Source organism: Streptomyces sp. NBC_01304 (genome assembly GCF_035975855.1).
GTDB lineage: Bacteria > Actinomycetota > Actinomycetes > Streptomycetales > Streptomycetaceae > Streptomyces.
Map to the genome: position 1 here is coordinate 8894623 of NZ_CP109055.1, position 24169 is coordinate 8918791.

Annotated in this window: 20 protein-coding genes; 15 read left to right on the top strand and 5 right to left on the bottom strand. The window is 71.7% G+C overall.

Features of this window, described 5'->3' with window-relative positions; all coding sequences use genetic code 11:
- Positions 1–198 precede the first annotated feature (198 nt).
- The 6 genes from OG430_RS39625 (at position 199) to OG430_RS39650 (ending at position 6873) form a co-directional block, all read left to right on the top strand.
- A complete protein-coding gene (locus tag OG430_RS39625) occupies positions 199–522 on the top strand; it encodes an integration host factor (protein ID WP_005319887.1) in 324 nt (107 codons plus the stop codon).
- 38 nt (positions 523–560) lie between these two features.
- Positions 561–1118 carry a guanylate kinase gene (gene gmk, locus OG430_RS39630; RefSeq protein ID WP_327357495.1) on the top strand — a complete coding sequence of 186 codons (558 nt, stop codon included), beginning with the start codon at positions 561–563 and terminating at the stop codon, positions 1116–1118.
- A gap of 63 nt (positions 1119–1181) precedes the next feature.
- Positions 1182–1454 carry a DNA-directed RNA polymerase subunit omega gene (rpoZ, locus tag OG430_RS39635; protein ID WP_005319902.1) on the top strand — a complete coding sequence of 91 codons (273 nt, stop codon included), beginning with the start codon at positions 1182–1184 and terminating at the stop codon, positions 1452–1454.
- A 135-nt stretch (positions 1455–1589) separates the two neighbouring features.
- On the top strand, positions 1590–2795 hold the full coding sequence (coaBC, locus tag OG430_RS39640; protein ID WP_327357496.1) for a bifunctional phosphopantothenoylcysteine decarboxylase/phosphopantothenate--cysteine ligase CoaBC: 1206 nt from the start codon (positions 1590–1592) through the stop codon (positions 2793–2795).
- Between the two features lie 264 nt (positions 2796–3059).
- On the top strand, positions 3060–4268 hold the full coding sequence (gene metK, locus OG430_RS39645) for a methionine adenosyltransferase (RefSeq protein WP_327357497.1): 1209 nt from the start codon (positions 3060–3062) through the stop codon (positions 4266–4268).
- Between the two features lie 442 nt (positions 4269–4710).
- Positions 4711–6873, top strand: a complete 2163-nt coding sequence (locus OG430_RS39650; protein ID WP_327357498.1) for a primosomal protein N' — start codon at positions 4711–4713, stop codon at positions 6871–6873.
- Between the two features lie 450 nt (positions 6874–7323).
- Here OG430_RS39650 and OG430_RS39655 read toward each other — a convergent pair whose 3' ends face one another.
- Positions 7324–7878, bottom strand: coding sequence for a hypothetical protein (locus OG430_RS39655; protein WP_327357499.1), 555 nt, complete (start codon positions 7876–7878; stop codon positions 7324–7326).
- Between the two features lie 294 nt (positions 7879–8172).
- On the opposite strand from OG430_RS39655, the gene fmt reads away from it, so the two are divergent.
- The 3 genes from fmt (at position 8173) to OG430_RS39670 (ending at position 13207) form a co-directional block, all read left to right on the top strand.
- Complete coding sequence (gene fmt / locus OG430_RS39660) at positions 8173–9105, top strand: methionyl-tRNA formyltransferase (protein WP_327357500.1); 933 nt, start codon at positions 8173–8175, stop codon at positions 9103–9105.
- A gap of 440 nt (positions 9106–9545) precedes the next feature.
- Complete coding sequence (locus OG430_RS39665) at positions 9546–10988, top strand: RsmB/NOP family class I SAM-dependent RNA methyltransferase (protein WP_327357501.1); 1443 nt, start codon at positions 9546–9548, stop codon at positions 10986–10988.
- Between the two features lie 119 nt (positions 10989–11107).
- Entirely contained in the window at positions 11108–13207 is a 2100-nt protein-coding gene (locus tag OG430_RS39670) for a serine/threonine-protein kinase (protein ID WP_327357502.1), read from the top strand.
- 9 nt (positions 13208–13216) lie between these two features.
- On the opposite strand, the gene OG430_RS39675 is transcribed toward OG430_RS39670, so the two are convergent.
- Positions 13217–15367, bottom strand: a complete 2151-nt coding sequence (locus OG430_RS39675) for an MMPL family transporter (RefSeq protein WP_327357503.1) — start codon at positions 15365–15367, stop codon at positions 13217–13219.
- Positions 15368–15519: 152 nt separating this feature from the next.
- Between OG430_RS39675 and rpe the strand changes: the two genes are divergently transcribed.
- Positions 15520–16206: a ribulose-phosphate 3-epimerase gene (rpe, locus tag OG430_RS39680; RefSeq protein ID WP_327357504.1), complete on the top strand. Its 687-nt coding sequence runs from the start codon at positions 15520–15522 to the stop codon at positions 16204–16206.
- A gap of 164 nt (positions 16207–16370) precedes the next feature.
- On the top strand, positions 16371–17435 hold the full coding sequence (locus tag OG430_RS39685; RefSeq protein WP_327357505.1) for a sugar-binding transcriptional regulator: 1065 nt from the start codon (positions 16371–16373) through the stop codon (positions 17433–17435).
- Here the strand turns inward: OG430_RS39685 and OG430_RS39690 are convergent.
- The 3 genes from OG430_RS39690 to OG430_RS39700 all read right to left on the bottom strand — a co-directional run bounded on the left by OG430_RS39690 (position 17360) and on the right by OG430_RS39700 (position 21595).
- Positions 17360–18532, bottom strand: coding sequence for an amidohydrolase family protein (locus OG430_RS39690; protein ID WP_327357506.1), 1173 nt, complete (start codon positions 18530–18532; stop codon positions 17360–17362). The two genes, OG430_RS39685 and OG430_RS39690, sit on opposite strands and share 76 nt — an antisense overlap.
- Before the next feature lie 178 nt (positions 18533–18710).
- The gene (locus tag OG430_RS39695) at positions 18711–20036 is read right to left on the bottom strand and encodes a glutamine synthetase family protein (protein ID WP_327357507.1); all 1326 of its coding nucleotides are present in this window, start codon (positions 20034–20036) and stop codon (positions 18711–18713) included.
- A complete protein-coding gene (locus OG430_RS39700) occupies positions 20033–21595 on the bottom strand; it encodes an ATP-dependent DNA ligase (protein ID WP_327357508.1) in 1563 nt (520 codons plus the stop codon). The genes OG430_RS39695 and OG430_RS39700 overlap by 4 nt, the downstream gene beginning before the upstream one ends.
- Before the next feature lie 230 nt (positions 21596–21825).
- On the opposite strand from OG430_RS39700, the gene OG430_RS39705 reads away from it, so the two are divergent.
- The 4 genes from OG430_RS39705 (at position 21826) to OG430_RS39720 (ending at position 24154) form a co-directional block, all read left to right on the top strand.
- The gene (locus OG430_RS39705) at positions 21826–22257 is read left to right on the top strand and encodes a ribonuclease domain-containing protein (RefSeq protein ID WP_327357509.1); all 432 of its coding nucleotides are present in this window, start codon (positions 21826–21828) and stop codon (positions 22255–22257) included.
- Positions 22254–22661, top strand: a complete 408-nt coding sequence (locus tag OG430_RS39710) for a barstar family protein (RefSeq protein ID WP_327357510.1) — start codon at positions 22254–22256, stop codon at positions 22659–22661. Before OG430_RS39705 ends, OG430_RS39710 begins: the two co-directional genes overlap by 4 nt.
- Before the next feature lie 64 nt (positions 22662–22725).
- Entirely contained in the window at positions 22726–23367 is a 642-nt protein-coding gene (locus tag OG430_RS39715; protein ID WP_327357511.1) for a GNAT family N-acetyltransferase, read from the top strand.
- An 88-nt stretch (positions 23368–23455) separates the two neighbouring features.
- Positions 23456–24154 carry a hypothetical protein gene (locus OG430_RS39720; protein ID WP_327357512.1) on the top strand — a complete coding sequence of 233 codons (699 nt, stop codon included), beginning with the start codon at positions 23456–23458 and terminating at the stop codon, positions 24152–24154.
- The last annotated feature ends 15 nt before the right edge of the window (positions 24155–24169 follow it).

Genomic DNA, 24169 nt, shown 5'->3' on the forward strand with positions numbered 1-24169 from the left:
GCGTTATGCCGGATATGTATAGTTCAGCAGAGGCTGACCAGGACTTTTCCGCTGTTCTCGCTGACTGGAGCGGCCCTGGCCGCTAGTCTCCGTCGAGAGTGCACGGGCAAGCGCGTCGCTCGTTGCTCACCTGGTGTGGGGCGAATAGGTTCCTCACCGGTCCGTATCCGACAGTTCGACAACCGAGGTGACGTAGGCGTGGCTCTTCCGCCCCTTACCCCTGAACAGCGCGCAGCCGCGCTCGAAAAGGCCGCCGCGGCTCGCCGGGAGCGGGCCGAGGTCAAGAATCGACTCAAGCACTCCGGCGCCTCGCTCCACGAGGTCATCAAGCAGGGCCAGGAGAACGACGTCATCGGCAAGATGAAGGTCTCCGCCCTCCTCGAGTCGCTTCCCGGCGTGGGCAAGGTCCGCGCCAAGCAGATCATGGAGCGTCTCGGAATCTCCGAGAGCCGCCGTGTTCGCGGCCTCGGGTCCAACCAGATCGCCTCCTTGGAGCGCGAGTTCGGCGGCGGCGCCGCCTGACGTCTCGGGCACTCCCGGGAAGCTGGAATAATCGCTGCATGAGTGAACGTCCGCGGCTGACCGTGCTCTCCGGCCCCTCTGGGGTCGGCAAGAGCACGGTCGTCGCTCATATGCGCAAGGAACACCCCGAGGTCTGGCTCTCGGTGTCCGCCACCACCCGCAAGCCGCGGCCGGGCGAGCGGCACGGCGTCCAGTACTTCTTCGTCAGCGACGAAGAGATGGACAAGCTGATCGCCAACGGCGACCTGCTGGAGTGGGCGGAGTTCGCGGGCAACCGCTACGGGACCCCGCGCAACGCCGTCCTGGAGCGGCTGGACAACGGCGAACCCGTGCTCCTGGAGATCGATCTCCAGGGTGCCCGGCTCGTCCGTCAGTCGATGCCCGAGGCCCAGCTGGTCTTCCTGGCCCCACCCAGCTGGGACGAGCTGGTCCGCCGGCTCACCGGCCGCGGGACCGAGGCGCCCGAGGTCATCGAGCGCCGCCTCGAGGCCGCCCGCGTCGAACTTGCCGCCGAGGCGGAGTTCGATACGACCCTGGTCAATACCTCCGTCGAGGACGTAGCTCGTGAGCTGCTAGCCTTGATGAATGTTGTGTGATCGACGCTGACCCACTGTCCGGTCGACGTCGTCTGATTTTTTCCATTCTTCGGAAGGTAGAGCGTGTCCTCTTCCATCACTGCGCCCGAGGGCATCATCAACCCGCCGATCGACGAGCTTCTCGAAGCCACCGACTCGAAGTACAGCCTGGTGATCTACGCGGCCAAGCGTGCCCGCCAGATCAACGCGTACTACTCGCAGCTCGGTGAGGGTCTCCTCGAGTACGTCGGTCCGCTGGTGGACACCCACGTCCACGAGAAGCCGCTCTCGATCGCCCTTCGCGAGATCAACGCGGGTCTGCTGACCTCGGAAGCCATTGAGGGCCCGGCTCAGTAGTCGTTTGAGATTTTCCAGTATTCCCATCCAGGCCCGGCAGAGCGACTGCCGGGCCTGTGGTGTGTCATGGGAACGTACGTTGCGCATGCAGGGCCGTTGCAGGGCCGCTGCGGCGCCGAAAGCAGGGGAGACATCGTGGGCAAGCCCAAGGTCGTGCTGGGGGTCAGCGGCGGGATCGCCGCCTACAAGGCGTGCGAGCTGCTGCGCCGGCTGACCGAGTCGGGGCACGACGTGCGAGTGGTGCCCACCGATTCCGCCCTCCACTTCGTCGGCGCCGCGACCTGGTCCGCGCTCTCCGGGCACCCCGTCTCGACCGAGGTCTGGTCCGACGTCCACGAGGTTCCGCACGTACGCATCGGCCAGGGCGCCGACCTCGTGGTCGTCGCGCCCGCCACCGCCGACATGCTCGCCAAGGCCGCGCACGGCCTCGCCGACGACCTGCTCACCAATACGCTCCTGACCGCGCGCTGTCCCGTCGTCTTCGCACCCGCCATGCACACCGAGATGTGGGAGCACCCGGCTACTCAGGAGAACGTCGCCACGCTGCGCCGCCGGGGCGCGGTCGTCATCGAGCCCGCCGTCGGCCGCCTCACCGGCGTCGACACCGGCAAGGGCCGGCTGCCCGACCCCGGCGAGATCTTCGAGGTCTGCCGCCGCGTGCTGGCCCGCGGCCACGCCGAGCCGGACCTCGCCGGGCGGCACGTCGTCATCAGCGCGGGCGGCACCCGCGAGCCCCTCGACCCGGTCCGCTTCCTCGGCAACCGCTCCTCCGGCAAGCAGGGCTACGCCCTCGCCCGCACCGCCGCGGCCCGCGGCGCCCGCGTCACGCTCCTCGCGGCGAACACGACCGCCCTGCCCGATCCGGCCGGCGTCGACATCGTGCACGTGGGGACCGCCGTGCAACTGCGCGAGGCGGTGCTCAAGGCAGCCTCGGACGCGGATGCCGTGGTCATGGCCGCGGCCGTGGCGGACTTCCGCCCGGAAACGTACGCGACAGGAAAGATCAAGAAGAAGGACGGCAAGGAGCCGGAGCCGATCGTGCTCGTCCGCAACCCGGACATCCTGGCCGAGATCTCCGCCGACCGCGCCCGCCCCGGCCAGGTCGTCGTCGGCTTCGCCGCCGAGACCGACGACGTACTGGCGAACGGCCGGAGCAAGCTCGAGCGCAAGGGCTGCGACCTGCTCGTGGTGAACGAGGTGGGGGAGCGCAAGACCTTCGGGTCCGAGGAGAACGAGGCCGTGGTGCTCGGCGCGGACGGCTCCGAGACGCCCGTTCCGCACGGACCCAAGGAAGCCTTGGCGGACACCGTGTGGGATTTGGTGGCCGGCCGCCTCGGCTGACGCGGCGGCCCCTCCCCCGAGTGAAGGCGATATTCGCTCCTCCGGGTGCCCCAAACCCGGGAAAATCGGGCGAGTGGGACCCGGGGGAGGGCGATCGTCGTACCGCTGAGACGCGGTGCTGCAGGTCACAGCCTCCCAAGTAGCGAGACATGTGGTCCAGCTGACGGAGGCGACCGATAAACTGGTCGAGGACCGACGCCGAGCGCAGCTCTCGGCCGGTCCGCCAATGATCAGCCAGCAGCCGCTGCAACCCCAGGGAGCGTTGTGTCCCGTCGTCTCTTCACCTCGGAGTCTGTGACCGAGGGTCACCCCGACAAGATCGCTGACCAGATCAGCGACACCATCCTCGATGCGCTTCTGCGGGAGGACCCGACTTCCCGGGTCGCCGTGGAAACGCTGATCACCACCGGCCTGGTGCACGTGGCCGGCGAGGTCACGACCAAGGCGTACGCGCCGATCGCGCAGCTGGTGCGCGACAAGATCCTCGAGATCGGCTACGACTCCTCGAAGAAGGGCTTCGACGGCGCCTCCTGTGGCGTCTCGGTGTCCATCGGCGCGCAGTCCCCGGACATCGCGCAGGGCGTCGACACCGCGTACGAGAAGCGGGTCGAGGGCGACGAGGACGAGCTCGACAAGCAGGGCGCGGGCGACCAGGGCCTGATGTTCGGGTACGCGTCGGACGAGACGCCCGAGCTGATGCCGCTCCCGATCCACCTGGCGCACAAGCTTTCCAAGCGCCTGTCCGACGTGCGCAAGAACGGGACCATCCCCTACCTGCGCCCCGACGGCAAGACCCAGGTCACCATCGAGTACGACGGCGACAAGGCCGTCCGCCTCGACACGGTCGTCGTCTCCTCGCAGCACGCGAGCGACATCGACCTGGAGTCGCTGCTCGCGCCCGACATCCGCGAGTTCGTCGTCGAGCCCGAGCTCAAGGCGCTCCTGGACGACGGCATCAAGTTGGAGACCGAGGGCTACCGCCTGCTGGTCAACCCGACCGGCCGCTTCGAGATCGGCGGCCCGATGGGCGACGCCGGCCTGACCGGCCGAAAGATCATCATCGACACCTACGGCGGCATGGCCCGCCACGGCGGCGGCGCCTTCTCCGGCAAGGACCCGTCCAAGGTCGACCGCTCGGCCGCCTACGCGATGCGCTGGGTCGCGAAGAACGTCGTCGCCGCGGGTCTCGCCTCGCGCTGCGAGGTCCAGGTCGCCTACGCGATCGGCAAGGCCGAGCCCGTCGGCCTGTTCGTGGAGACCTTCGGCACCGCCACGGTCGACGTGGACAAGATCGAGCACGCCATCGCCGAGGTCTTCGACCTCCGCCCGGCAGCGATCATCCGCGACCTCGACCTGCTCCGCCCGATCTACGCCCAGACCGCCGCGTACGGCCACTTCGGCCGTGCGATCCCGGACTTCACCTGGGAGCGCACCGACCGCGTGGACGCGCTGCGCAAGGCCGCCGGTCTGTAAGCGAGTTCTGGTTTCGGATTCTGAGTTCTGAGTTCTGCCGCTGCGGCCCTGGACCTGGTGGTCCGGGGCCGCAGTCGTGCCCGGACAATTGCTTGGCGGCGTGCGGGAGTTCGGGTCTACAGTGTTGATCTCCCGGTGCGCAGGCCACGGTTACTTCGATGGAGCGCGTCCTCGTGACGCGCGTGGAAATTGTCCGGCCTCTGGCCAGTTCCGTTGCCGCCCTGAACTCGGGAGAACCTGACACCGGAGCGCCCGGTGCGAAGGCGGCGGATACTTCTGGTTCGGGGACTGACGTCCCCCGCGGGTTCGAATCCCGCCGCCGGTCTTGGGGGACCGGCGTGGCCGAGCGGCCCAAGGCAAACCCTTGCGCCTCTGGCGCATCCGTGGCCGATTGGATCTCGGGCGCGTACCGGTGTCAGTGTCGTCTGGTAGGAATTTGGCTGTGAGCAGCGAGAACGGACAGCCGGACGGTGACGCGCAGGAGTCTGTCGCGCCGCCCGAGCAGCTTGCGCTCATTCGGGAGAGTGTGCGCAAGGCCAATGTGCCGCGGGCCAAGCCGCGGACCTGGCGGGGGGCCGCGCTGGCCAAGGAGTTGCCGGTCGCGCGGGTGCTCGTGGACAAGGGCGTGCTGCATCTCGACCGGTACTTCGACTACGCGGTTCCCGAGGAGCTCGACGCGGAGGCCCAGCCGGGTGTGCGGGTGCGGGTGCGGTTCGGGGCCGGGCGGCATCAGGTGCGGGGCGGGCGGCGCGAGGGCGGTGGGCTCATTGACGGGTTCCTCGTCGAGCGGCTTGCCGAGTCGGACTACTCGGGGCCGCTGGCCGCGCTCGCCCAGGTGGTGTCGCCCGAGCGGGTGTTGAGCCCCGAACTGCTCGGGCTGACGCGGGCCGTGGCCGATCGCTATGCCGGAAGCCTGGCCGATGTCCTGCAGCTGGCCATACCTCCGCGGAACGGGCGGGCCGAGGGCAAGCCCTCGCCGGAGCCGCTGCCCGCGCCGCCGGTGCCCGAGGCGGGGACCTGGGCCAGGTATGGGCGGGGGCCCGCCTTTGTGCAGGCGCTCGCCGAGGGTGGGGCGCCGCGTGCCGTGTGGAATGCGCTGCCGGGGCCGGAGTGGGCCGATGAGCTGGCGCGGGCCGTCGCCGCGACGCTCGCCTCCGGGCGGGGCGCGCTGGTGGTCGTGCCGGACGGGCGGGTCGCCGCCCGGGTCGATGCCGCGCTCAGTGCGGTCCTCGGCGTGGGGCGGCATGCGTTGCTCACCGCCGACGCGGGGCCCGAGAAGCGGTACCGGGAGTGGCTCGCGGTGCGGCGCGGGTCGGTGAAGGCCGTGGTGGGGACGCGGGCCGCGATGTTCGCACCCGTACAGAATCTTGGTCTCGTCGCCATCTGGGACGACGGGGACGGCAGCCACAGCGAGCTGCACGCACCGCAGCCGCACGCACGCGATGTGCTGTTGTTGCGGGCCGCGCTCGACAAGTGCGCTTTCCTGCTTGGCAGTTGGAGCTGCACGGTGGAGGCCGCTCAGCTGGTCGACAGTGGCTGGGCGTTGCCGCTGGACGCCGACCGGGATCAGCTGCGGGGGGCCGTACCGCTGGTGCGTACCGTCGGCGACACCGATCTGGCGCGGGACGAGGCCGCGCGGGCCGCGCGGCTGCCCACGCTGGCCTGGCAGGTCGTGCGGGAAGGACTCAAGCACGGGCCGGTGCTCGTGCAGGTGCCGCGCCGTGGGTACGTTCCGCGGCTGGCCTGCGACCGGTGCCGCGAGCCCGCGCGCTGCCGGCACTGTTCCGGGCCGCTGGAGGCGCGCGATGCCGGGCCGCTGCACTGTGGCTGGTGCGGGCGGCCGGAGGGCGAGTGGCACTGCGCCGAGTGCGGGGGCTTCAAGCTGCGGGCCCAGGTCGTGGGAGCGCGGCGTACGGCGGAGGAGCTGGGGCGGGCGTTCCCGGCTGTTCCGGTGCGTACGTCGGGGCGTGAGCAGATCCTGGACACCGTGCCGGACGCGCCCGCCCTCGTGGTGTCGACGCCCGGCGCCGAGCCGGTCGCCGAGGGCGGCTACGCGGCCGCGCTGCTGCTCGACGGCTGGGCGATGGTGGGCCGGCCCGATCTGCGGGCGGGCGAGGACGCGTTGCGGCGCTGGATCGCGGCTGCCTCGCTGGTACGTCCCCAGGGCGCGGGCGGGACGGTCGTGGTCGTGGCGGAGCCGACGCTGCGGCCCGTGCAGGCGCTGGTGCGCTGGGATCCGGTGGGGCATGCGGTCCGGGAGCTCGCCGAGCGGGCGGAGCTGGGGTTCCCGCCGGTGTCGCGGATGGCGGCGGTTTCGGGGCGCCCCGAGGCCGTGGCGGAGTTCCTGGCCGAACTCGAAATGCCCGCGGACGCCCAGGTGTTGGGGCCCGTGCCGCTGCCGGTGACCGAGCCGGGGAGGGCCCGTCGGGTGGGTGGGCCGCCGCCGGGCGAGCTCTGGGAGCGGGCGCTGATCCGCGTTCCGCGCGGGGGTGGTGCGGTGCTTGCGGCGGCGCTGAAGGTGGCGCAGGCGGGGCGGATGGCGCGGGGCTCTCGGGCCGAGGGGGAAGCGGTTCGGGTTCGGGTGGATCCGCCGGATATTGGGTGAGTGGGGCTGGGGGCGCGGGTGGGTTGAGCTCGGGAGTCGGCGAAAGGTGGGGGATCGGGTTTTTTGGTTCCCCACCCCGCCCCTTCCCGTAAGGCTGCCGCCGGCTTCAAAGATTGTCCTCAAACGCCGGACGGGCTGAAGAGGTGCGGACGGGCTGAAGAGGTGCGGGCGGGCTGTAGAGGCGCGAGTGGTCTGAAGAGGCGCGGACGGGCTGAAGAGGCGCGGACAGTCCGAAGAGGCGCGGACAGTCCGAAGAAAGCGTGGACGGTCCGAAGAAGCGCGGGCGGGCTGTAGAGGCGCGGGCGGGTCTGAAGAAGCGTGGGTGAGCCCTGATTGATTGGCTCGGTCGGTGCCGAGCATGCGGATGCCCCCGCCCTGGGGGATTGGGCGGGGGCATGCGCAGCCCGGGGCAGGCCCGCGGCAGCAGCGTCGGCGTGCTGCTGCCGGGGGTCAGCCGTTGCGCGGGCCGGGGAAGGCGCCGGGGCGGGCCTCGTCGCGCAGGACGGGGCTGTCGCGCAGAACGGGGCTGCCTGCGGTCGGCTGGGTGGGCATCGCCCGGGCCGCGGGGACCGTCGGCAGGGTCGAGCCGACGGGGACCGGGCGGGTGCTCGGGGTGGTCTCCGTCGCGCGCTCCGCCTCGGCGGCGGCCTGGGTGGTCGCCCGGCGGGCGCCATACCTGCGATGGACCGCCTGCTTGGTGACGCCCAGGGCCGAGCCCACCGCGTCCCACGAGAAGCCCAGCGAACGGTCGAAGTCCACCGCGGCCGTGACCAGCGTCTCGACGCTGTCCCGGAGCTCCTGGGCGAGACGGACGGTCGGGGCGGGAGCGCGCCCGTACACGACGAAGCCCGTGGAGGGCCCGGAGCGGCGCGGCCGGTAGACGTTGCCCAGCTGGGCAGTGAGCGTGCGCAGGGCGTCCACCTGCCGGCGGACCCGCTCGATGTCCCGCACCAACAGGTGCAGGCTGGCCCTTGCCTGAGCGTCGTGGGTTGCGTGGTCGGCCATGAACAAGCCTCTCGAACCGGCGATATAAAGGATGGGGCAAATGGGTGGGGCAATAGCAGGGGCCGCCGTCAGCGGCCCGTTTCGGTCAACTCTTTCTTGACCAACGCGCCAGCGGTGGTTGTGGTCACGGTGCAGGGGCGTAAGGGCATATGCGCAGGGCGCGCGGCCGATCGTGCGCCCCGGGGTACGGGAGTCGAGCAGGCGTACGTCACTGCGGCGGTGGCCTCTCGGGTACGGGCCCATAGACTGGTGCGCTGCTCGTCACGTCCCCGCCCGAGAGGCAGTCGCCCACCTATGAAGCTGGTCTTCGCAGGCACCCCCGAGGTCGCCGTTCCCGCCCTGGACGCCCTGATCGCCTCCGACCGGCACGAGGTCGCCGCCGTCGTGACCCGGCCCGACGCGCCCGCCGGGCGCGGCCGTCGGCTGGTCGCGAGCCCGGTCGCGCAGCGCGCCGAGGAGGCCGGGATCGAGGTGCTCAAGCCGCGCCGGCCGCGGGACGAGGACTTCTTGGCGCGACTGCGGGAGATCGGGCCCGACTGCTGTCCCGTCGTGGCGTACGGCGCGCTGCTCCCGCGCGTGGCGCTGGATGTGCCGGTACGCGGGTGGGTCAACCTGCACTTCTCGCTGCTGCCCGCCTGGCGGGGGGCCGCGCCGGTGCAGCACGCGATCATGGCCGGGGACGAGATCACGGGCGCCTCGACGTTCCTCATCGAGGAGGGGCTCGACTCCGGGCCCGTGTACGGCACCGTGACCGAGCAGGTGCGGCCGACCGACACGAGCGGTGATCTGCTGACCCGGCTGGCCTTCGCGGGGTCCGGGCTGCTCGCGGCGACCATGGACGGGATCGAGGACGGCACGCTCAAGGCGGTGCCGCAGCCGGTGGACGGGGTGTCGCTCGCGCCGAAGATCAATGTCGAGGATGCGCAGGTGTCGTGGGCCGCGCCTGCGATGCGGGTGGATCGGGTGGTCCGGGGTTGTACCCCGGCGCCCGGGGCGTGGACCACTTTCCGCGGGGAGCGGCTGAAATTGATTGCCGTGCAGCTGGTCGCCGATCGTGCCGATCTTGCGCCCGGGGCGCTGGATGTGGGCAAGAACAATGTGTACGTCGGGACCGGGTCCCATGCCGTTGAGTTGTTGTGGGTGCAGCCGCAGGGGAAGAAGCCGATGCGGGCCGCGGATTGGGCTCGCGGGGTTCGGATCGCCGCCGGCGAGGTTGTGGGGGGCTAGGTCTCGGCACTCGGTGCCCGGCGGGGGTTGTTCTGGTGCTCCGGCACCGGGGCTTGCTCGGGGCCGGCCCCCGGGCCCCTGCTTTCACGGCGTGCGGCACCTTCGCCTGCGCCCACCCGTGCCGCCCTGCGGCACGACTGCCCGCAGGGTATGGGAGGGGACGCCCTGCGGCACGACTTGCCCACAGGGTATGGGAGGGGACGCGCTGCGGCACGACTGCACGCGGGGTATGGGGAGGGGAGGGCGGCAGTCGCGGCGGGCGGGGTGCTCGCAGGGCGGGGGAGGCGTAGCAGTGCGGGGCACCGTCTGCGCGAGTACGCCGGTCCGCTGGTGGACACCCCTGTTCACGAGAAGCCGGGCCCTGGTGGTCCGGGCGTGCGCGGTGGGTGGGGCGACGTAGGCTTGGGAGGATTTCCAATCCAGAGCCGGAGCACCTTTTCGTGAGCGAGCAGCAGCCCAGTCGTCCCCGTAAGCCAGGCGGCAAGCCCGGCAGGCCCCATCGTCGGCCGCAGAAGGACCCCGTGCGGATCCTCGCGTTCCAGGCGTTGCGGGCGGTCGACGAGCGGGACGCGTACGCGAACCTCGTGCTGCCGCCCCTGCTGCGCAAGGCCCGCGAGAAGGGTGACTTCGACAGCCGGGACGCGGCCCTCGCGACGGAGCTCGTCTACGGGACGCTGCGCCGGCAGGGAACGTACGACGCCATCATTTCGCGGTGTGTGGACCGGCCGCTGCGTGAGGTCGACCCGCCCGTGCTCGACGTACTGAGCCTGGGCGCACACCAGTTGCTGGGGACGCGGATTCCCACGCATGCCGCCGTGTCGGCCAGTGTCGAGCTCGCACGCTGTGTGCTCGGGGACGGGCGGGCCAAGTTCGTCAACGCCGTGCTGCGCAAGATCGCCGCTGATGATCTTGATGGATGGGTGGAGAAGGTCGCACCGCCCTACGACGAGGACCCCGAGGACCACCTGGCGGTCGTGCACTCGCATCCGCGGTGGATCGTGTCGGCGCTGTGGGACTCCCTGGGTGGCGGCCGCGCGGGCATCGAGGACCTGCTGGAGGCCGACAACGAGCGGCCCGAGGTCACGCTCGTCGCCCGGCCCGGCCGGATCACCGGGGACGAACTGCTCGACGTGGTCGGCGAGGAGACGGGGCTGCCCGGCCGCTGGTCGCCGTATGCCGTCCGGCTCACCGAGGGCGGCGAGCCCGGCGCCCTCGACGTGGTGCGCGAGGGCCGGGCCGGAGTGCAGGACGAGGGCAGCCAGCTGGTCGCGCTCGCCCTCGCCGATGCGCCCGTGGAAGGGGCCGACAAGCGCTGGCTCGACGGCTGCGCCGGTCCCGGCGGCAAGGCGGCGATGCTGGCCGGTCTGGCCAGTCAGCGCGGTGCCATGCTGCTCGCGTCCGAGAAGCAGCCCCACCGCGCCCGCCTCGTCGCCCAGGCGCTCGCCGGCAACCCCGGCCCGTACCAGGTCATCGCCGCCGACGGCACCCGCCCGCCCTGGCAGCCCGGCAGCTTCGACCGCGTCCTGATGGACGTGCCCTGCACCGGACTCGGCGCCCTGCGCCGCCGTCCCGAGGCCCGCTGGCGGCGCCGCCCCGACGACCTCGAAGGCTTCGGGCCGCTGCAGCGCGCCCTGCTCACCGAGGCGCTGAAGGCGGTCCGGGTCGGCGGAGTCGTCGGCTACGCGACCTGCTCGCCGCACCTGGCCGAGACCCGCGTGGTCGTGGACGACGTGCTGAAGAAGCACGGCGGGGCCGAACTCATCGACGCCCGGCCGTACATGGGCGACGTACCGGCGCTCGGCGACGGACCCGACGTACAGCTGTGGCCGCATCTGCACGGAACCGACGCGATGTATCTGGCGCTGCTGCGACGCACCGCCTGAGCGTTCCCTGCGGTCGCCCCCTTCGCGTGTACGCGCCACCCACTGGCGCTCAACTCCCCCTGCCGTGACACTGGTTGACCGGTGGTGCTGGGCGGGGAGCACGGGGAGGGTGGCACCGCATGGCCGTCATGAGAATCAAGCCGCTGGACGTCGAGGATCCGCGACGGCTCGGCCCCTACGAGCTGCTCGGACGGCTCACCACCGGGGGCATGGGGCGGATCTACCTGGCCAGGGCCACGGCGGGCGCGGCGACCGTCGACGGGGCGCTAGTCGCCGTCAAGACGCTGCTCGCCGAGGGCGTCGTCGGTGAGTCCGGGCGGCGGCGGTTCGCCCGTGAGGTCGAGCTGGCGAAGCGGGTGCAGTCGCCGCGCACGGCACGGGTGATCGACGCCGACCCCGAGGCCGCGCGGCCGTGGATGGCGATCGAGTACATTCCCGCGCCCGCGCTGTCCGATCTCGTGCGCGACCAGGGGGAGTTGGGTCCGCCCGCGGTGTGCTGGATCGGGGCGGGCGTCGTGCAGGCGCTCTCGGTGCTGCACGGCGAGGGCATCGTCCACCGGGACGTCAAACCCCAGAACATCCTGCTGCCGCTGGACGGGCCGCGGCTGATCGACTTCGGCATCTCGCACGCGTACGACATCACCCGTACGTCGCTGACCCTCGGCACCGTCGCCTTCACCTCGCCCGAGCAGGCGCGTGCCGAGCAGTCCACTGAGGCGTCGGACGTCTACTCGCTCGGCGCCACGCTCTTCTATCTGGCGGTCGGGCGGGTGCCGTACGCCGACGCCGACGAGCCGATCCGCCTCCTCACGCTCGTACAGCGCGGTGAAGTCGATCTGACCGGACTGCCCGAGGAGCTCGGACCGCTGATCCGTGGCTGCCTTGCCGCCGAGCCGGGGGAGCGGCCCGAACTCGGCGCCGTGCTGGGCCAGTTGAGAGATGGCGTCAGCCGGACGACCACCCTGCGCCGTGGGGCGCGCCGGTTGCCGACGGCCTGGCGGGGGCTGATCGAGGAGTACGCGGACTACGGGCGGGCCCTGCAGGAGGGCGGCCCCGCGGCGACCGGGGACGAGCTCACGGCGCTGCTGCGCGGGCTCGGGCCCACCGACGTGGACACCGTGGAGCGGGCGCGGCGTGCGCGGGCCCGCCGGGAGGAAGAGGCCCGGCAGGCGGCGCAGGCGCAGGCCCGGGAGCGGGAGGAGAGGGAACGGCGGGAGCGCGAGGGCGCGGAGCGGCGGGAGCAGGCCGAGCAGGAGCGGCTGCTTCGGCGGCGCAGGGAGCGGGAACGGCGCGAGCGGGAAGAGCGGGAACGGCGTGAGCGGGAGGTGCCGCCCGTGGTCATCTCGCCGCCCACGCCCACCCGTACGTCGGGGTCCAAGGCCTCGTCCGGCGTCGTGGGGTCCGTCCTCGTGGTGCTCGCGATCGTTCTCCTCGTGTGGAAGCCGTGGGACGCGAAGGAGGCGGGCGGGTCGTCCGCGGGCTCGCAGAGCGGCTCGTCGAGCGGTACGTACAGCAGTGGTGGCACCGGTTCCACGACCTCCGGGCTCAGCTCCGGCAGTGGTGGCTCCGGCGGTTCGAGCAGCAGCGGCAGCACGACGGGCACCTCCGGCGACAACGCGGGATCCGGCGAGACGACCGACGACGAGACCACCGAGGAGGAAGCGGAGCCGTCGGAGAGTCCGACGCCCGCTGCGGACGCCACCGAGCTGGCCTTCAAGCGGGTCTCGCCCGGCGACTGCCTCACGGTCTACGACACCGGCGACGGCGGCTCCGGAGTCATCGAGTGGAGCACCGAGGTCCCGCCCGGCGCCGTGTCCTGCGGCAGCGACCAGGCGCTCGTCAAGGTCACCGGCACCAACGCCGGCAGTTGCGCCGGCGGGACCGGGAAGGGCTCCTGGAGCTACACCTCCGTCAGCACCGGCGGCGACACCCGCAAGCTCTGCCTCAGCCGCATCTACCACGCGAACTACTGCATGCTCGGCGAGCAGTCGGGCGACTCGATCTCGCTGGGCTCGCTGACCGCCACGAACTGCGACCGGAACCACAAGGTGCCCGTCCCGTACAACCAGATCATGCACATCACCGGCGTCTACAACACGTCCAAGGGCACCGACGCGAGCCTCTGCCGACGGGTGCAGGGCGATCAGACCCGGTACTGGGCCTGGGTCGTCGACGACGGTGCCACCCTGCTCTGCACCACCATCCTCCAGGGCAGCTGAGCACGACCGTCAGGGCAGCTCGGCCGGCTCCTCGGCGCCGCGGCCGTCCTCCCGCGAGAGCCGGTGCGGCCACCACACCTTGGCGCCCACGTCCAGGAACAGCGAGGTCACCAGGATGGACCGTACGACGAAGGTGTCGAGCAGAATGCCGAGCGCGACCGCGAAGCCCAGCTCGGCGAACGCGACCATCGGCAGGGTGCCGAGCACCGCGAAGGTGCCCGCGAGGACCAGGCCCGCCGAGGTGATCACCGCGCCGGTGGCGGCCAGGCCGGTGAGGACGCCGGGGCGGGTGCCCTGGCGGCCCGCCTCCTCGCGGATCCGCGTCGACAGAAAGATGTTGTAGTCGATGCCCAGCGCCACCAGGAACACGAAGACGAACAGCGGGAAGTCGGTGGACTCGCCCGCGAAGTCGAAGAGATGGCGGAAGGCGAGCGCGCTCAGGCCGAGCGCCGTCGCGAACGACAGCACCACCGTCGCGATCAGCAGCAGCGGAGCGACCAGGGCGCGCAGCAGCAGGATCAGGATCAGCAGGACCACGATCAGCACCAGCGGGATGATCAGGAAGTTGTCGTGCGTGGTCGCGGTCTCCATGTCGAGCAACGTGGCGGTGCCGCCGCCGACCCTCGCATCAGCGTCCGGCACGTCGTGCACCGCGTCCCGTACGCGCTCCACGGTCTTGCGGGCCGCCGGGCTGTCGCTCGGATCGGTCATGGTCGCTTCGAGCAGGGCACGGCCTTCGTAGGCGGGTTTGCTGCCCTGCGCCGGTGCCACGGAACCCCGCTCGACGCCGCGGGTGGCACCGACGGCCCGTGCGACCGCGTCCGCGCTGCCCGCATCGGTGACGATGACCAGCGGGTCGCCGCTGCCCGCCGGGAAGTACTTGGCCTGGACCTCCTGGCCGATGATCGAGTCGGGGCGTTCGGTGAACGCGTCCGCGTTGCTGATTCCCTCCGTACGCAGCTGAGTCAGGCCCAGTGCCAGCGCGGCCAGGACCAGCGCGGTCGCCGCCCACACTGCGCGCGGACGGTGCGAGATGCGCTGCCCCATGCGGGCCCAGAATCCCTGCACGGTGGGTTCGGCCGAGCCGAAGTCGGGGTGCAGCGGCCAGAAGATCCAGCGGCCGAGGATCACCAGGAGGGCCGGGAACAGCGTCAGCATGGCAAGCAGTGCGATGCTCACGCCGATCGCGGCGACCGGGCCGAGGCCCGCGGTCGAGTTCATCTCCGCGGCCATCAGGACGAGCATGCTGACCACCACGGTGGCGCCGCTGGCCAGGACGGCCGGTCCGGCCCGGTGCAGCGCGAGGGCCATGGCCTCGTGCCGGTCCTCGTGGCGGCGGAGCTCCTCCTTGTAGCGGGCGACGAGGAGCAGGGCGTAGTCCGTGCCCGCGCCGAAGACGAGGACCGTCAAGATGCCCTGGCTCTGCCCGTTGACCGTCAGATCGGCGTGCTCGGCGAACAGATAGATCAGCGCCTGCGCCGTCGTCAGCGCGCCGACCACGCCGATGATCGGGACAAGCAGCAGCGTGGGGCTGCGATAGGTGATCAGGAGCATCACGACGACCACACCGAGCGCGGAGAACAGCAGCGTCGTGTCGAGGCCCTCGAAGGCCTCGGAGAAGTCGGCGCTGGTGCCGCCGGGTCCGGTGATGTGGACCGCCAACCCGCCCTCGCTGCCGCCCGTTTCGTCCCTGATGGCGTCGACGGCCTTGGTGAGCTCCTTCCAGCCGTTCTCGTCCATCAGGATCGGCACGAAGAGCTGGGCGGCTTTCGGGGAGGCCTTGTCGTCGAGGAGCGGGCCCTGGGTCCTGGAGCCCAGGACGTTGTGCTCCGCCAGCTTCTTGAGGGCCGCGACGTCCTCGTCGATCCGGGCCCGGTCGGCCGAGGTGAGGCCGCTGTCACGGGCGTAGACGACGACCGCGGGAATCGACTCGGGCCGGAAGTCCTCGGACTCCTTGAGGACTTTGGTCGATTCGGCGCTGCTCGGCAGCCACGACGAGGACTGGTTGTCCTGCGCGTCGGTGAGCTTCTGGGCCAGCGGGGCGGCTCCCAGGATCACCAGGATCCACAGGGCAAGCACCACCCACTTGGTGCGCGGCCCGCACACCAGCCACGCGACGCCCCGTCGCTGATCCGCCCCGTCCTTCTGCGCGTCCGGCATGACGCCCCCCAGAGTGCCTTCGCCCGGCAGGTCGACAGAATGGCACGACAAGTCATGATCCGGGGAGCGTTCGGACCGTGCGGGACGGACCTCGGACGCCCTCGGCGGGCACCGTGGCGGGTAACGGTCGCCGGGCATGGCAGGCTTGGGGCATGGCAGTTCAGATCAACCCCAGCATCCTGTCCGCCGACTTCGCGCGCCTGGCCGACGAGGCCAAGGCCGTCGAAGGCGCCGACTGGCTGCATGTCGACGTGATGGACAACCACTTCGTGCCCAACCTGACGCTCGGGGTGCCGATCGTAGAGTCCCTGAGCCGGGCGACGGACACGCCGCTGGACTGCCACCTGATGATCGAGGACCCCGATCGGTGGGCACCGCAGTACGTCGAAGCGGGGGCCGGTTCCGTCACCTTCCACGCCGAGGCCGCCGCCGCCCCCGTGCGTCTGGCGCGCGAGATCCGGGCCAAGGGCGCCCGGGCGTCCATGGCGCTGAAGCCGGCGACGCCGATCGAGCCGTACGAGGATCTGCTCCCCGAGCTCGACATGCTGCTGATCATGACGGTCGAGCCGGGCTTCGGCGGGCAGGCCTTCCTGGACATCATGCTGCCGAAGATCCGCCGGACCCGTGAGCTGATCTCCAAGCACGGACTTGAACTGTGGCTGCAGGTCGACGGCGGCGTCGCGGACTCGACCATCGAGCGCTGCGCCGAGGCCGGCGCGGACGTCTTCGTCGCGGGCTCCGCGGTGTACGGCAAGGACGACCCGGCCGCCGCCGTGCGCGCTTTGCGCGAGAAGGCCGAGGCCACGACGGGGAACGCCGCCTGGGCCTGCCGCCACTGAGCGGGCTCGAGTGCGCTGCGTAGTCGCGTGTGCGTCCTGAGTGCCACATGGAGATGAACACAGCGCGGCCAGGCACATGACCCGGCCCAGCAGGACTGATCAAGCCCCGCCGGATCTGCGAGGATGAACGGCGAGTCGCCCAGTGGCTCGCCTCGATAAAGCGTGTGAACAGCAGTGAGGAGATCGCCGTGACTGGCATGTCGCAGGGTCGGCCAGCCCTGCGGATGGGACCCGCGGAGCTGGTGCAGGCGGCGGCCATGGCCCGCCGCTTCTATCTCGAGGGCAAGTCCAAGATCCAGATCGCGGAGGAGTTCGGCGTCAGCCGCTTCAAGGTCGCGCGGGTCCTGGAGACAGCGCTCGAGCGAGATCTCGTACGCATCGAGATCCGGGTCCCGGCCGAGCTGGACGCCGAACGCTCCGACCGCCTCAGGGCCCGCTACGGCCTGCGGCACGCGGTCGTCGTCGAGTCGCCCTCGGCCGCGGCCGAGTCCGCCGACGAGTCGCCCGACCCGGAGAACCTCGGCGAGGTCGCCGCCGACCTGCTCGGGGAGCTCGTCACCGAGGGCGATGTCCTCGGTCTCGCCTGGGGCCGCTCCACCATCCACATGGCGGCCGCCCTGGACCGCCTGCCCCCGTGCACGGTCGTGCAGCTCACCGGCGTCTACGACGCGGGGACCGCCGAGCGCGGCTCCGTCGAGGCCGTCCGGCGGGCCGCCCAGGTCTCCGGCGGCGAGGCGCACCCGATCTACGCGCCGATGCTGCTTCCCGACCCGGCCACCGCCGCCGCGCTGCGCAACCAGACCGGGATCGCCCGCGCCTTCGAGTACTTCGACAAGGTGACGGTCGCCGCCGTGTCCATCGGCTCCTGGGAGCCGGGGATCTCCACGGTGCACGACATGCTCAGCGACGAGGAGCGGGCGCACTACGCCTCGCTCGGCGTCGCCGCCGAGATGTCCGCGCACCTCTTCGACGCCGAGGGCCGCAGGGTCGGGCGCGACCTGGGAGAGCGGTGCATCACGGTCGAGGCCGACCGGCTGCGCCGGATCCCGGAGGTCGTGGCCATCGCGGGCGGGCGGCGCAAGGCGTCCGCGATCGACGCGGTCCTCCGCTCGGGCCTGGTGACCAGCCTGGTCACCGACACCGCGGCGGCCGACTATCTGCTGTCCGCCGGATCGGCCCCGCGTCCCGCGCTGGAGCGGGCGGACCCCGACGGACCCGAGGACGAGTAGACCCTGCGGGCATTGCCGGCGCCGATCAGGTGGGCCACCCGCTCGGCGTCGGCCGCCGACCAGGCGCCGGAATCCACCCAGCGGGTGAGCAGGGCGTCCAGCGCCTCGCGGTAGAGCTGCGCCCCGACGACGTACAGCTCGGGCAGCCCGTAGGCGTCCGTCGAGAACAGCAGCTTGCCGAACGGCGTGAGTTCCAGGAACTCGGCCAGTACGGCCTCGGCGCGGGCCCCGGTGTGGGTCAGGGCGAGCCCCAAGTCGGCGTACACATGCGGATGTACGTGGGCGAGGTAGCCGGCGCCGCGGTGGTACGGGTAGCCGTGCAGCAGGATCAGCGGGGTGGGGGCCGCCGCGCGGATGAAGTCGGTCAGGAGCAGCGGGTCGGCGTCGCGCAGGCGCAGGTCGGGGTCGCCGAAGCCGGTGTGCAGCTGGAGCGGCAGGCCGGTCGCGACGGCCGACCAGAGCAGGTGGCGCAGCAGGGTCGGGTCGTGCAGGCGGGCGCCGTGGGTTCGTTCCTTCAGCCATGCGGCTGCCGCTCGGTGAGTTTCGGCTTCGGTCGGTGGGTCCGGGTCCAGGCGTAGGCCGTGGCGGTAGGCGGCGATGGATTTGAAGGCGGCGGCGTGGTGCGCTGCCGCTTGGATCGTGGTGGCGAGTGTGGCCAGGAAGGACTGCGCGTCCTTTGCCTCGTCGGCGGCTTTCTGGGCCAGGGATTCCAGTCTTACGACCTCGCGGGCGGTTGCTGGGCTGCCGCTGAGGGTGGCCAGGTCCTGGGGTGTGGTCAGGTTGCCGGGGAGGCCGGTGTCGACCAGGTACTCGGTGATTCCTGCCGCGCCGAGCAGGCGGCGGGCCGTTTCGTCTTGGCCCAGTTCGTGGCGGCGGGCCAGGTAGACCTCCGGTGGGGCGTGTGGGTCCAGGTCCAGGAGGGGTGGGCATACGCGGCGTACGGCGAAGCCGAGTTGGGTGTCGAAGAAGGTGGTGCCTGCGGCTGCTGGGGCGTGGGACTCCGTGAGGAATGCCTCGAAGGTGGGGCGGGGATGGGGTGTGCGGAGGATGCCGTGGCAGTGGTGGTCGATCAGGTGCGGGTGTGTTTGTGGGTGCATTTTTCCCCTCCCCGCCCCTTCCCGTAAGTCTTCGACGACTGGGGCTTCGCCCCTAGACCCCGGATCGGCCTTCGGCCTCTGTCCTCAAACGCCGGACGGGCTGATGAGGGAAGCGGACGGGCTGAAGAGAAGGGAAGCGGACGGGCTGAAGGGGAGGGCAGCGGACAGGCTGAAGGCATCAGTAGCGCTCCCGTGTGGCCGCCGCCAAGGCCTCCGGTGATGTGCCGTCGAACAGCTTTGCCTCGGCTGACCGCACCGCTGCGAATGCCTCGAAGAGCATGTCGCCCATCGCGGTGCGCAGCTGTGTCGAGCGTTCGAAGTGGGTGAGGGACTCGGGGAGTGAGGTGGGGAGTCGGGGCTGGTGTTGGGGCGCCGGGTCGCCGGTGATCGGTGGTGGCAAGGTCTGCTGGGCGGTGAGGCCGGTCAGGCCTGCTGTGATCACCGCGCCCACGAGCAGGTAGGGGTTGGCCGCCGGGTCGAAGCACTTGACCTCCGCGTTCGCCGCCGTCGGGTCGTCCGGTGCGCCCGTGATGAAGCGGAGCGGGGCCTCGCGGTTCTCCAGGCCCCAGCACTGGAACACGCCTGCCCAGCGGGAGGGTTGGAGGCGCAGATAGCTCGCGGGCGAGGGGGCGCCGACCGCGAGGAGTTCGGGGAGCGCGGACAGGATGCCGGCCAGGAACGCTTCGGCCGCTGCCGTCATGCCGAACGGTCCGGTGCCGCCCGCGCACAGGTTGCGCCCGTCCCGCCAGAGGCTCAGATGCAGATGGCGGCCGTTGCCGACGCCGTCCGGGTCGTGGACCGGGCCGAAGGCAGGAGTCAGGCCGTGCCGCAGGGACACCGCGCGGATCGTCTCGCGTACCAGGACCGCCTCGTCGGCGGCCGTGACCGGGTCGGACGGCGCGATCGAGATCTCGAACTGTCCGGGGGCGTACTCGGGATGAAGCTGCAGGACGGTCACGCCCTGTGCGGCGAACGCGGTGAGCAAGTCGTCGGCGTAGGCGGACAGTTCGACCAGGCGCGTCATGCCGTACGCGGGTCCTGAGCAGGCGAACCGTCCGTCCCGGGTCACCACCCACTCGGTCTCGAACCCCATGCGCAGCTCGATGCCGTGCTCGGCGGCCCGCGCCGTCATCCGGCGTGCGAAGTGTCGCTGGCAGCCCGGGTAGGGGCGGCCGTCCTGCTCGAAGCGGTCGACCGGCGCCCAGGCCCAACCCGGCTGCCCGGCAAGGGTGGTGAGGCGCCCGAGGTCGGGGACGAGGCGGAGGTCGCCGTCCGGGCCGCCCGTGTCGCGGCTCGCGGTGAGGGAGTCGTCGACCAGGTAGATGTCGAAGACGGGGGACATGCCGACGCCCCGCTCGGCGGCCGCCGGGAGGCGGTCGAGGGGGACGGCCTTGACGCGAGTCAGGCCCGCGTTGTCGACCCAGGTCAGGGCCACGCCGTGCACGCCCCGGGCCCTCAGTTCGGCGATCCGGCCCGGTTCCGGCGGATGGGTGGGTGTGGTCATGGTTCCTCCCCTGCTCGTGCTGTCGGCGGAAGGAGGCCCAGGACCGTCTCGACCGTGTCGGCCTCGTCCGCCGTCTTGTCCTCGCGGTAGCGCACCACGCGCGCGAACCGCAGGGTCACGCCCTCCGGGTAGCGGGGCGAGCGCTGTACGCCGTCGAAGGCGATCTCCACGACCAGTTCGGGGCGTACGTGCACCACCCAGCCGTCGTCGTCCGTCCGCAGTTCTTGGAGTTTCCCGGTCTGCCAGGCCAGGACCGCGTCCGTGAGGCCCTTGAAGGTCTTGCCCAGCATGGCGAACGTGCCGTCCGAACGGCGCGCCCCCAGGTGGAGATTGGACAGCTTTCCGGTGCGCCGCCCGTGTCCCCACTCCGCGGCGAGCACGACCAGGTCGAGGGTGTGTACGGGCTTCACCTTCAGCCAGGACGCGCCCCGGCGGCCCGCGCTGTAGGGCGAGTCGAGGGCCTTGACGACGACGCCCTCGTGGCCGCGCTCCAGCGTGCGGGCTGCGAACTGCCGGGCGGATTCCCGCTGTTGTACGTCGTCGGGGTCGTCGACGAGCTGGCGGCGGACCCTGCGTGGCTCGGGCGCGATGCGGGCCAGTTCGGCGTGCCGGTCGCGGGCGGGCAGGTCGAGCAGGTCGCGCCCGTCCACGGCGAGCAGGTCGAAGAAGACCGGGAAGAGAGGGAGCGCGGCCCGGGCTCCCTCGACGTCCAGTTTGGAGCCCACTCGGCCCGCGATGTCCTGGAAGGGGCGCGGCCGTCCCGCCGTGTCCAGGGCGATCACCTCACCGTCCAGTACGACCCGGTCGGACGCCAACTCCTTTGCCGCGGCGACCACTTCGGGCAACCGTAGCGTGATCTCGTCCAGGGTCCTGGTGAAGATCCGGACACTCTCGCCGTCCCGGTGCACCTGCACCCGGATGCCGTCCAGCTTCTCCTCGACGACGCAGGGGCCGAGCAGGTCCAGGGCCTCGTCCACGTCCTTGGCGGTCTTCGCGAGCATCGGCTGGACGGGGCGGCCGACATCGAGCCGGAAGGCGTCGAGGGCGGCCACGCCCTCGGCCATCAGCGCCTGTGCGACGACGTCGAGGCGCCCGGCCAGCATCACCGCCCGGCGCACCGCGGCGGGCTCGGCCCCGACGGCGGCCGCGAGGCCCTCGGCCGCCAGCGCGTCCAGGGCGCCCTGCCGCAGCTCGCCGCCGACCAGGCCGAAGATCAGGCGCAGCTCGTCCTCGGTGGCCGCGGCCAGCAGCTCCTGGACCAGGCGCTTGCGCTCGGCCTGGGCGCCCTTGCCGGCGACGGCCGCGATCCGGTCGAACGTGTCGTGCAGGCCCGCCACGGTGAGGGTGGCCCGGCCGGCCGGGGGCGGGGGTTCCTTGAAGGCCGTCCAGCCCACGCCGATCTTGCGCTGGGGGAGGCGGCCGGACAGGTAGCTGACGACCAGCGGGGCCTCGGCCGGGGTCATCTCGCGGAACAGGTCGGCGAGCAGGGCGGTCTTCTTCGAGCGGGCCGTGGTGGCGGCGATCTTCTGCGAAGTGCGGGCGACGTCGACGAGAAGCATGGATTCATGGTGGCGCAGTGCCTGTGCGGGCGCAGGGGGTGAGGGGGCGATGCGAAGGTTGGTCTGCCACCTGGGGGCCACGGGGCTCCGCCCCGGACCCCGCTCCTCAAGCGCCGGAGGGGCTGATTTTTGCCGACCGCTGAATTTGCCCGACCGCGCCTGGCGTACCCGGACTGTGCCTGGATGTGCCCGACCGTCGGCCGGCGGGGATCTGTGGCAGCATCGATCACATGTTCCGCCGGTGCCTGCGCCTGTCCGCCACCCTGCTGGCCTGCGTCGCGCTGCTGGTCACCGGCCTGCTCGTCGGGTGTTCGGCCAAGAGCGACAAGCCGGGCAGCACCCCCTCGGCCACCGCCGCCGCGAACGCCCCCGGCTGGGCCAAGGGCATGGCCACGATCGCTCAGGACCAGCTGCCGGCCGAAGCCCGCGAGATGCTGCGGCTCATCGACGAGGGCGGGCCCTTCCGGTACGACAAGGACGGCTCGACCTTCGGCAACTACGAGCGCGTACTGCCCGGGCAGAAGCGTGGCTACTACCGCGAGTACACCGTGCGCACGCCCCGCGAGCGGGACCGGGGTGCCCGCCGCATCGTGACCGGCAAGGGCGGCGAGTTCTACTACACGGACGACCACTACAAGACGTTCAAGGCGGTCCTGCGATGACTCTCGGCCCGGCCGGTCCGGCGACCGCGCTCGCCCCCGTACTCGCCGCCGTGCGCGCCATCGGCTGGCGCGCGGTGGTCCTGGACCTCGACGGGGTCGGGGACAAGGCCGCGTTCATGGACCGTTGTGCCCGCGTACTCGATCTGCCCGACTACTTCGGCCGGAACTGGGACGCGCTCGCCGACTGCCTCACCGATCTCTCCTGGGCGGCGCCCGCCCGCGGGCGGCTCCTCGTGGTGACCGGATGGCAGGGCTATGCGGACGCGGCACCCCGGGACTGGGACATCGCGCAGGAGGTTTTCGCGGACGCGGTGGCGCACTGGCGGGGCGGCGAAACGGAGCTGCAGGTCCTGCTGGCCCTCGGCCAGGGGCCGAGCCCTTCGGGGGCGGCGGAAACCGAGTGACACCGGTGGCCGTGCGCCTCTAGGTTCGGTGATCGACATCGTCTAGGGGTGGGAGTGGCCGTTCATGGGGTTCAGGCTTGTGGGACCGGTGCTGGAGGGCGAACTCGTACGCCTGGAGCCCCTGGCCGCGCGTCATGCGCCGGAGCTGGCCGAGGCGGCGGAGGAGAACCGGAGTTCGTACGGCTACACCCGCGTGCCCCGGGCCGCCGAGGTCGGTCCGTACATCGAGGCACATCTGGCGCGTGCGGCGGAGGGGCAGCTCGCCCCCTACGCACAGGTGGCAGGGGCCACGGGGTGGGCGGTCGGGGTCACGTCCTTCTGCACCCCCCGGCCGACGACCGACGGAGCTCGACTGCGTGCCGTCGAGCTCGGGTACACCTGGCTCGCTCCCTCCGCCCAGGGCACCGGGATCAACGCGGAGTCCAAGCTGCTGCTGTTCCGGAACGCCTTCGAGAACTGGGGCGCGGCCCGCGTCGACCTCCAGACCGACGCCCGCAACGCCCGCTCCCGCGCCGCGATCGAGAAGCTGGGCGCCCGCTTCGAGGGCGTACTGCGCAACTGGGCCGACTCGCGAGTGGTGGGTGAGGAGGGGCAGTTGCGGGACTCGGCGATGTATTCGGTGATCGCAGCGGAGTGGCCGGAGTGCCGGGAGGGGCTGGAGAAGCGGCTGGCCAAGTATCTGGTGGGAGCGCCGGGACGGGCTTAGGGGAGTGGCGGGTGCGGAGGTGATCTGAGTACCCGGCTGAGTAGGGGTGCTCAGGGCGGGGGCTCAAGTCGCCGGAATGCTGGGGGACATGACGACGCCCATGCAGCCCGGTCCGCAGATGCCCACGCAGCCCGGTCCGCCGCCGTACCCGCCCGTCGGCCTCGGCCACCCCGCGCCTCCGCCTCCGCCTCCGCCCCCGCCGACGCGCAGGCGTCGCAAGGCCCTTGTCGTCGCCGTGTCGGCGCTCGTTCTCGTGCTGGCGGCGGGCGCCGCCGGTGCGTGGTGGCTGACCCGTGACGAGGACGGCTCCGCCCTGGCCGGGCGGCCGCGGGTCACGGACCGGGCGAGCGGGATCTCGTACGCGATACCCGAGGGCTGGAAGCGCAGCGACAAGGGCGATCTGATCGATGCCTTCACCTCCTCGATCGCGCGGCAGGGCAAGGGAGATGAGGGCGCAGTCCTCGCGGGGAAGGCCGGTCCGCCGGCCGAATCCGCGTCGGAGCTGCGGCTGCAGGCGGAGCGCGCGGCGCGGTCGAACGCGGAGTTCTTCTTCCCGGACAGCCGCCCCTCGCTCGACGAGTCGCGGGCGGTGAAGGTGAGCGGCCGCCCCGCGCACACCGTGGCCCTCGACGTGCGGGACCAGGACGGCCGTTCGGCTCGGCTCCGGTTCACCCTCGTCTCGGTGGACGACGAGCGCTCGGCCTTCCTGCTCGGCATCGGGATGGCGGCCCGGGAGGGGAAGCAGCCGGAGGCCGACCTGGTCCTGGAGAGCGCCTCGCTGGAGTGAGCCCCGGCCCGTTCG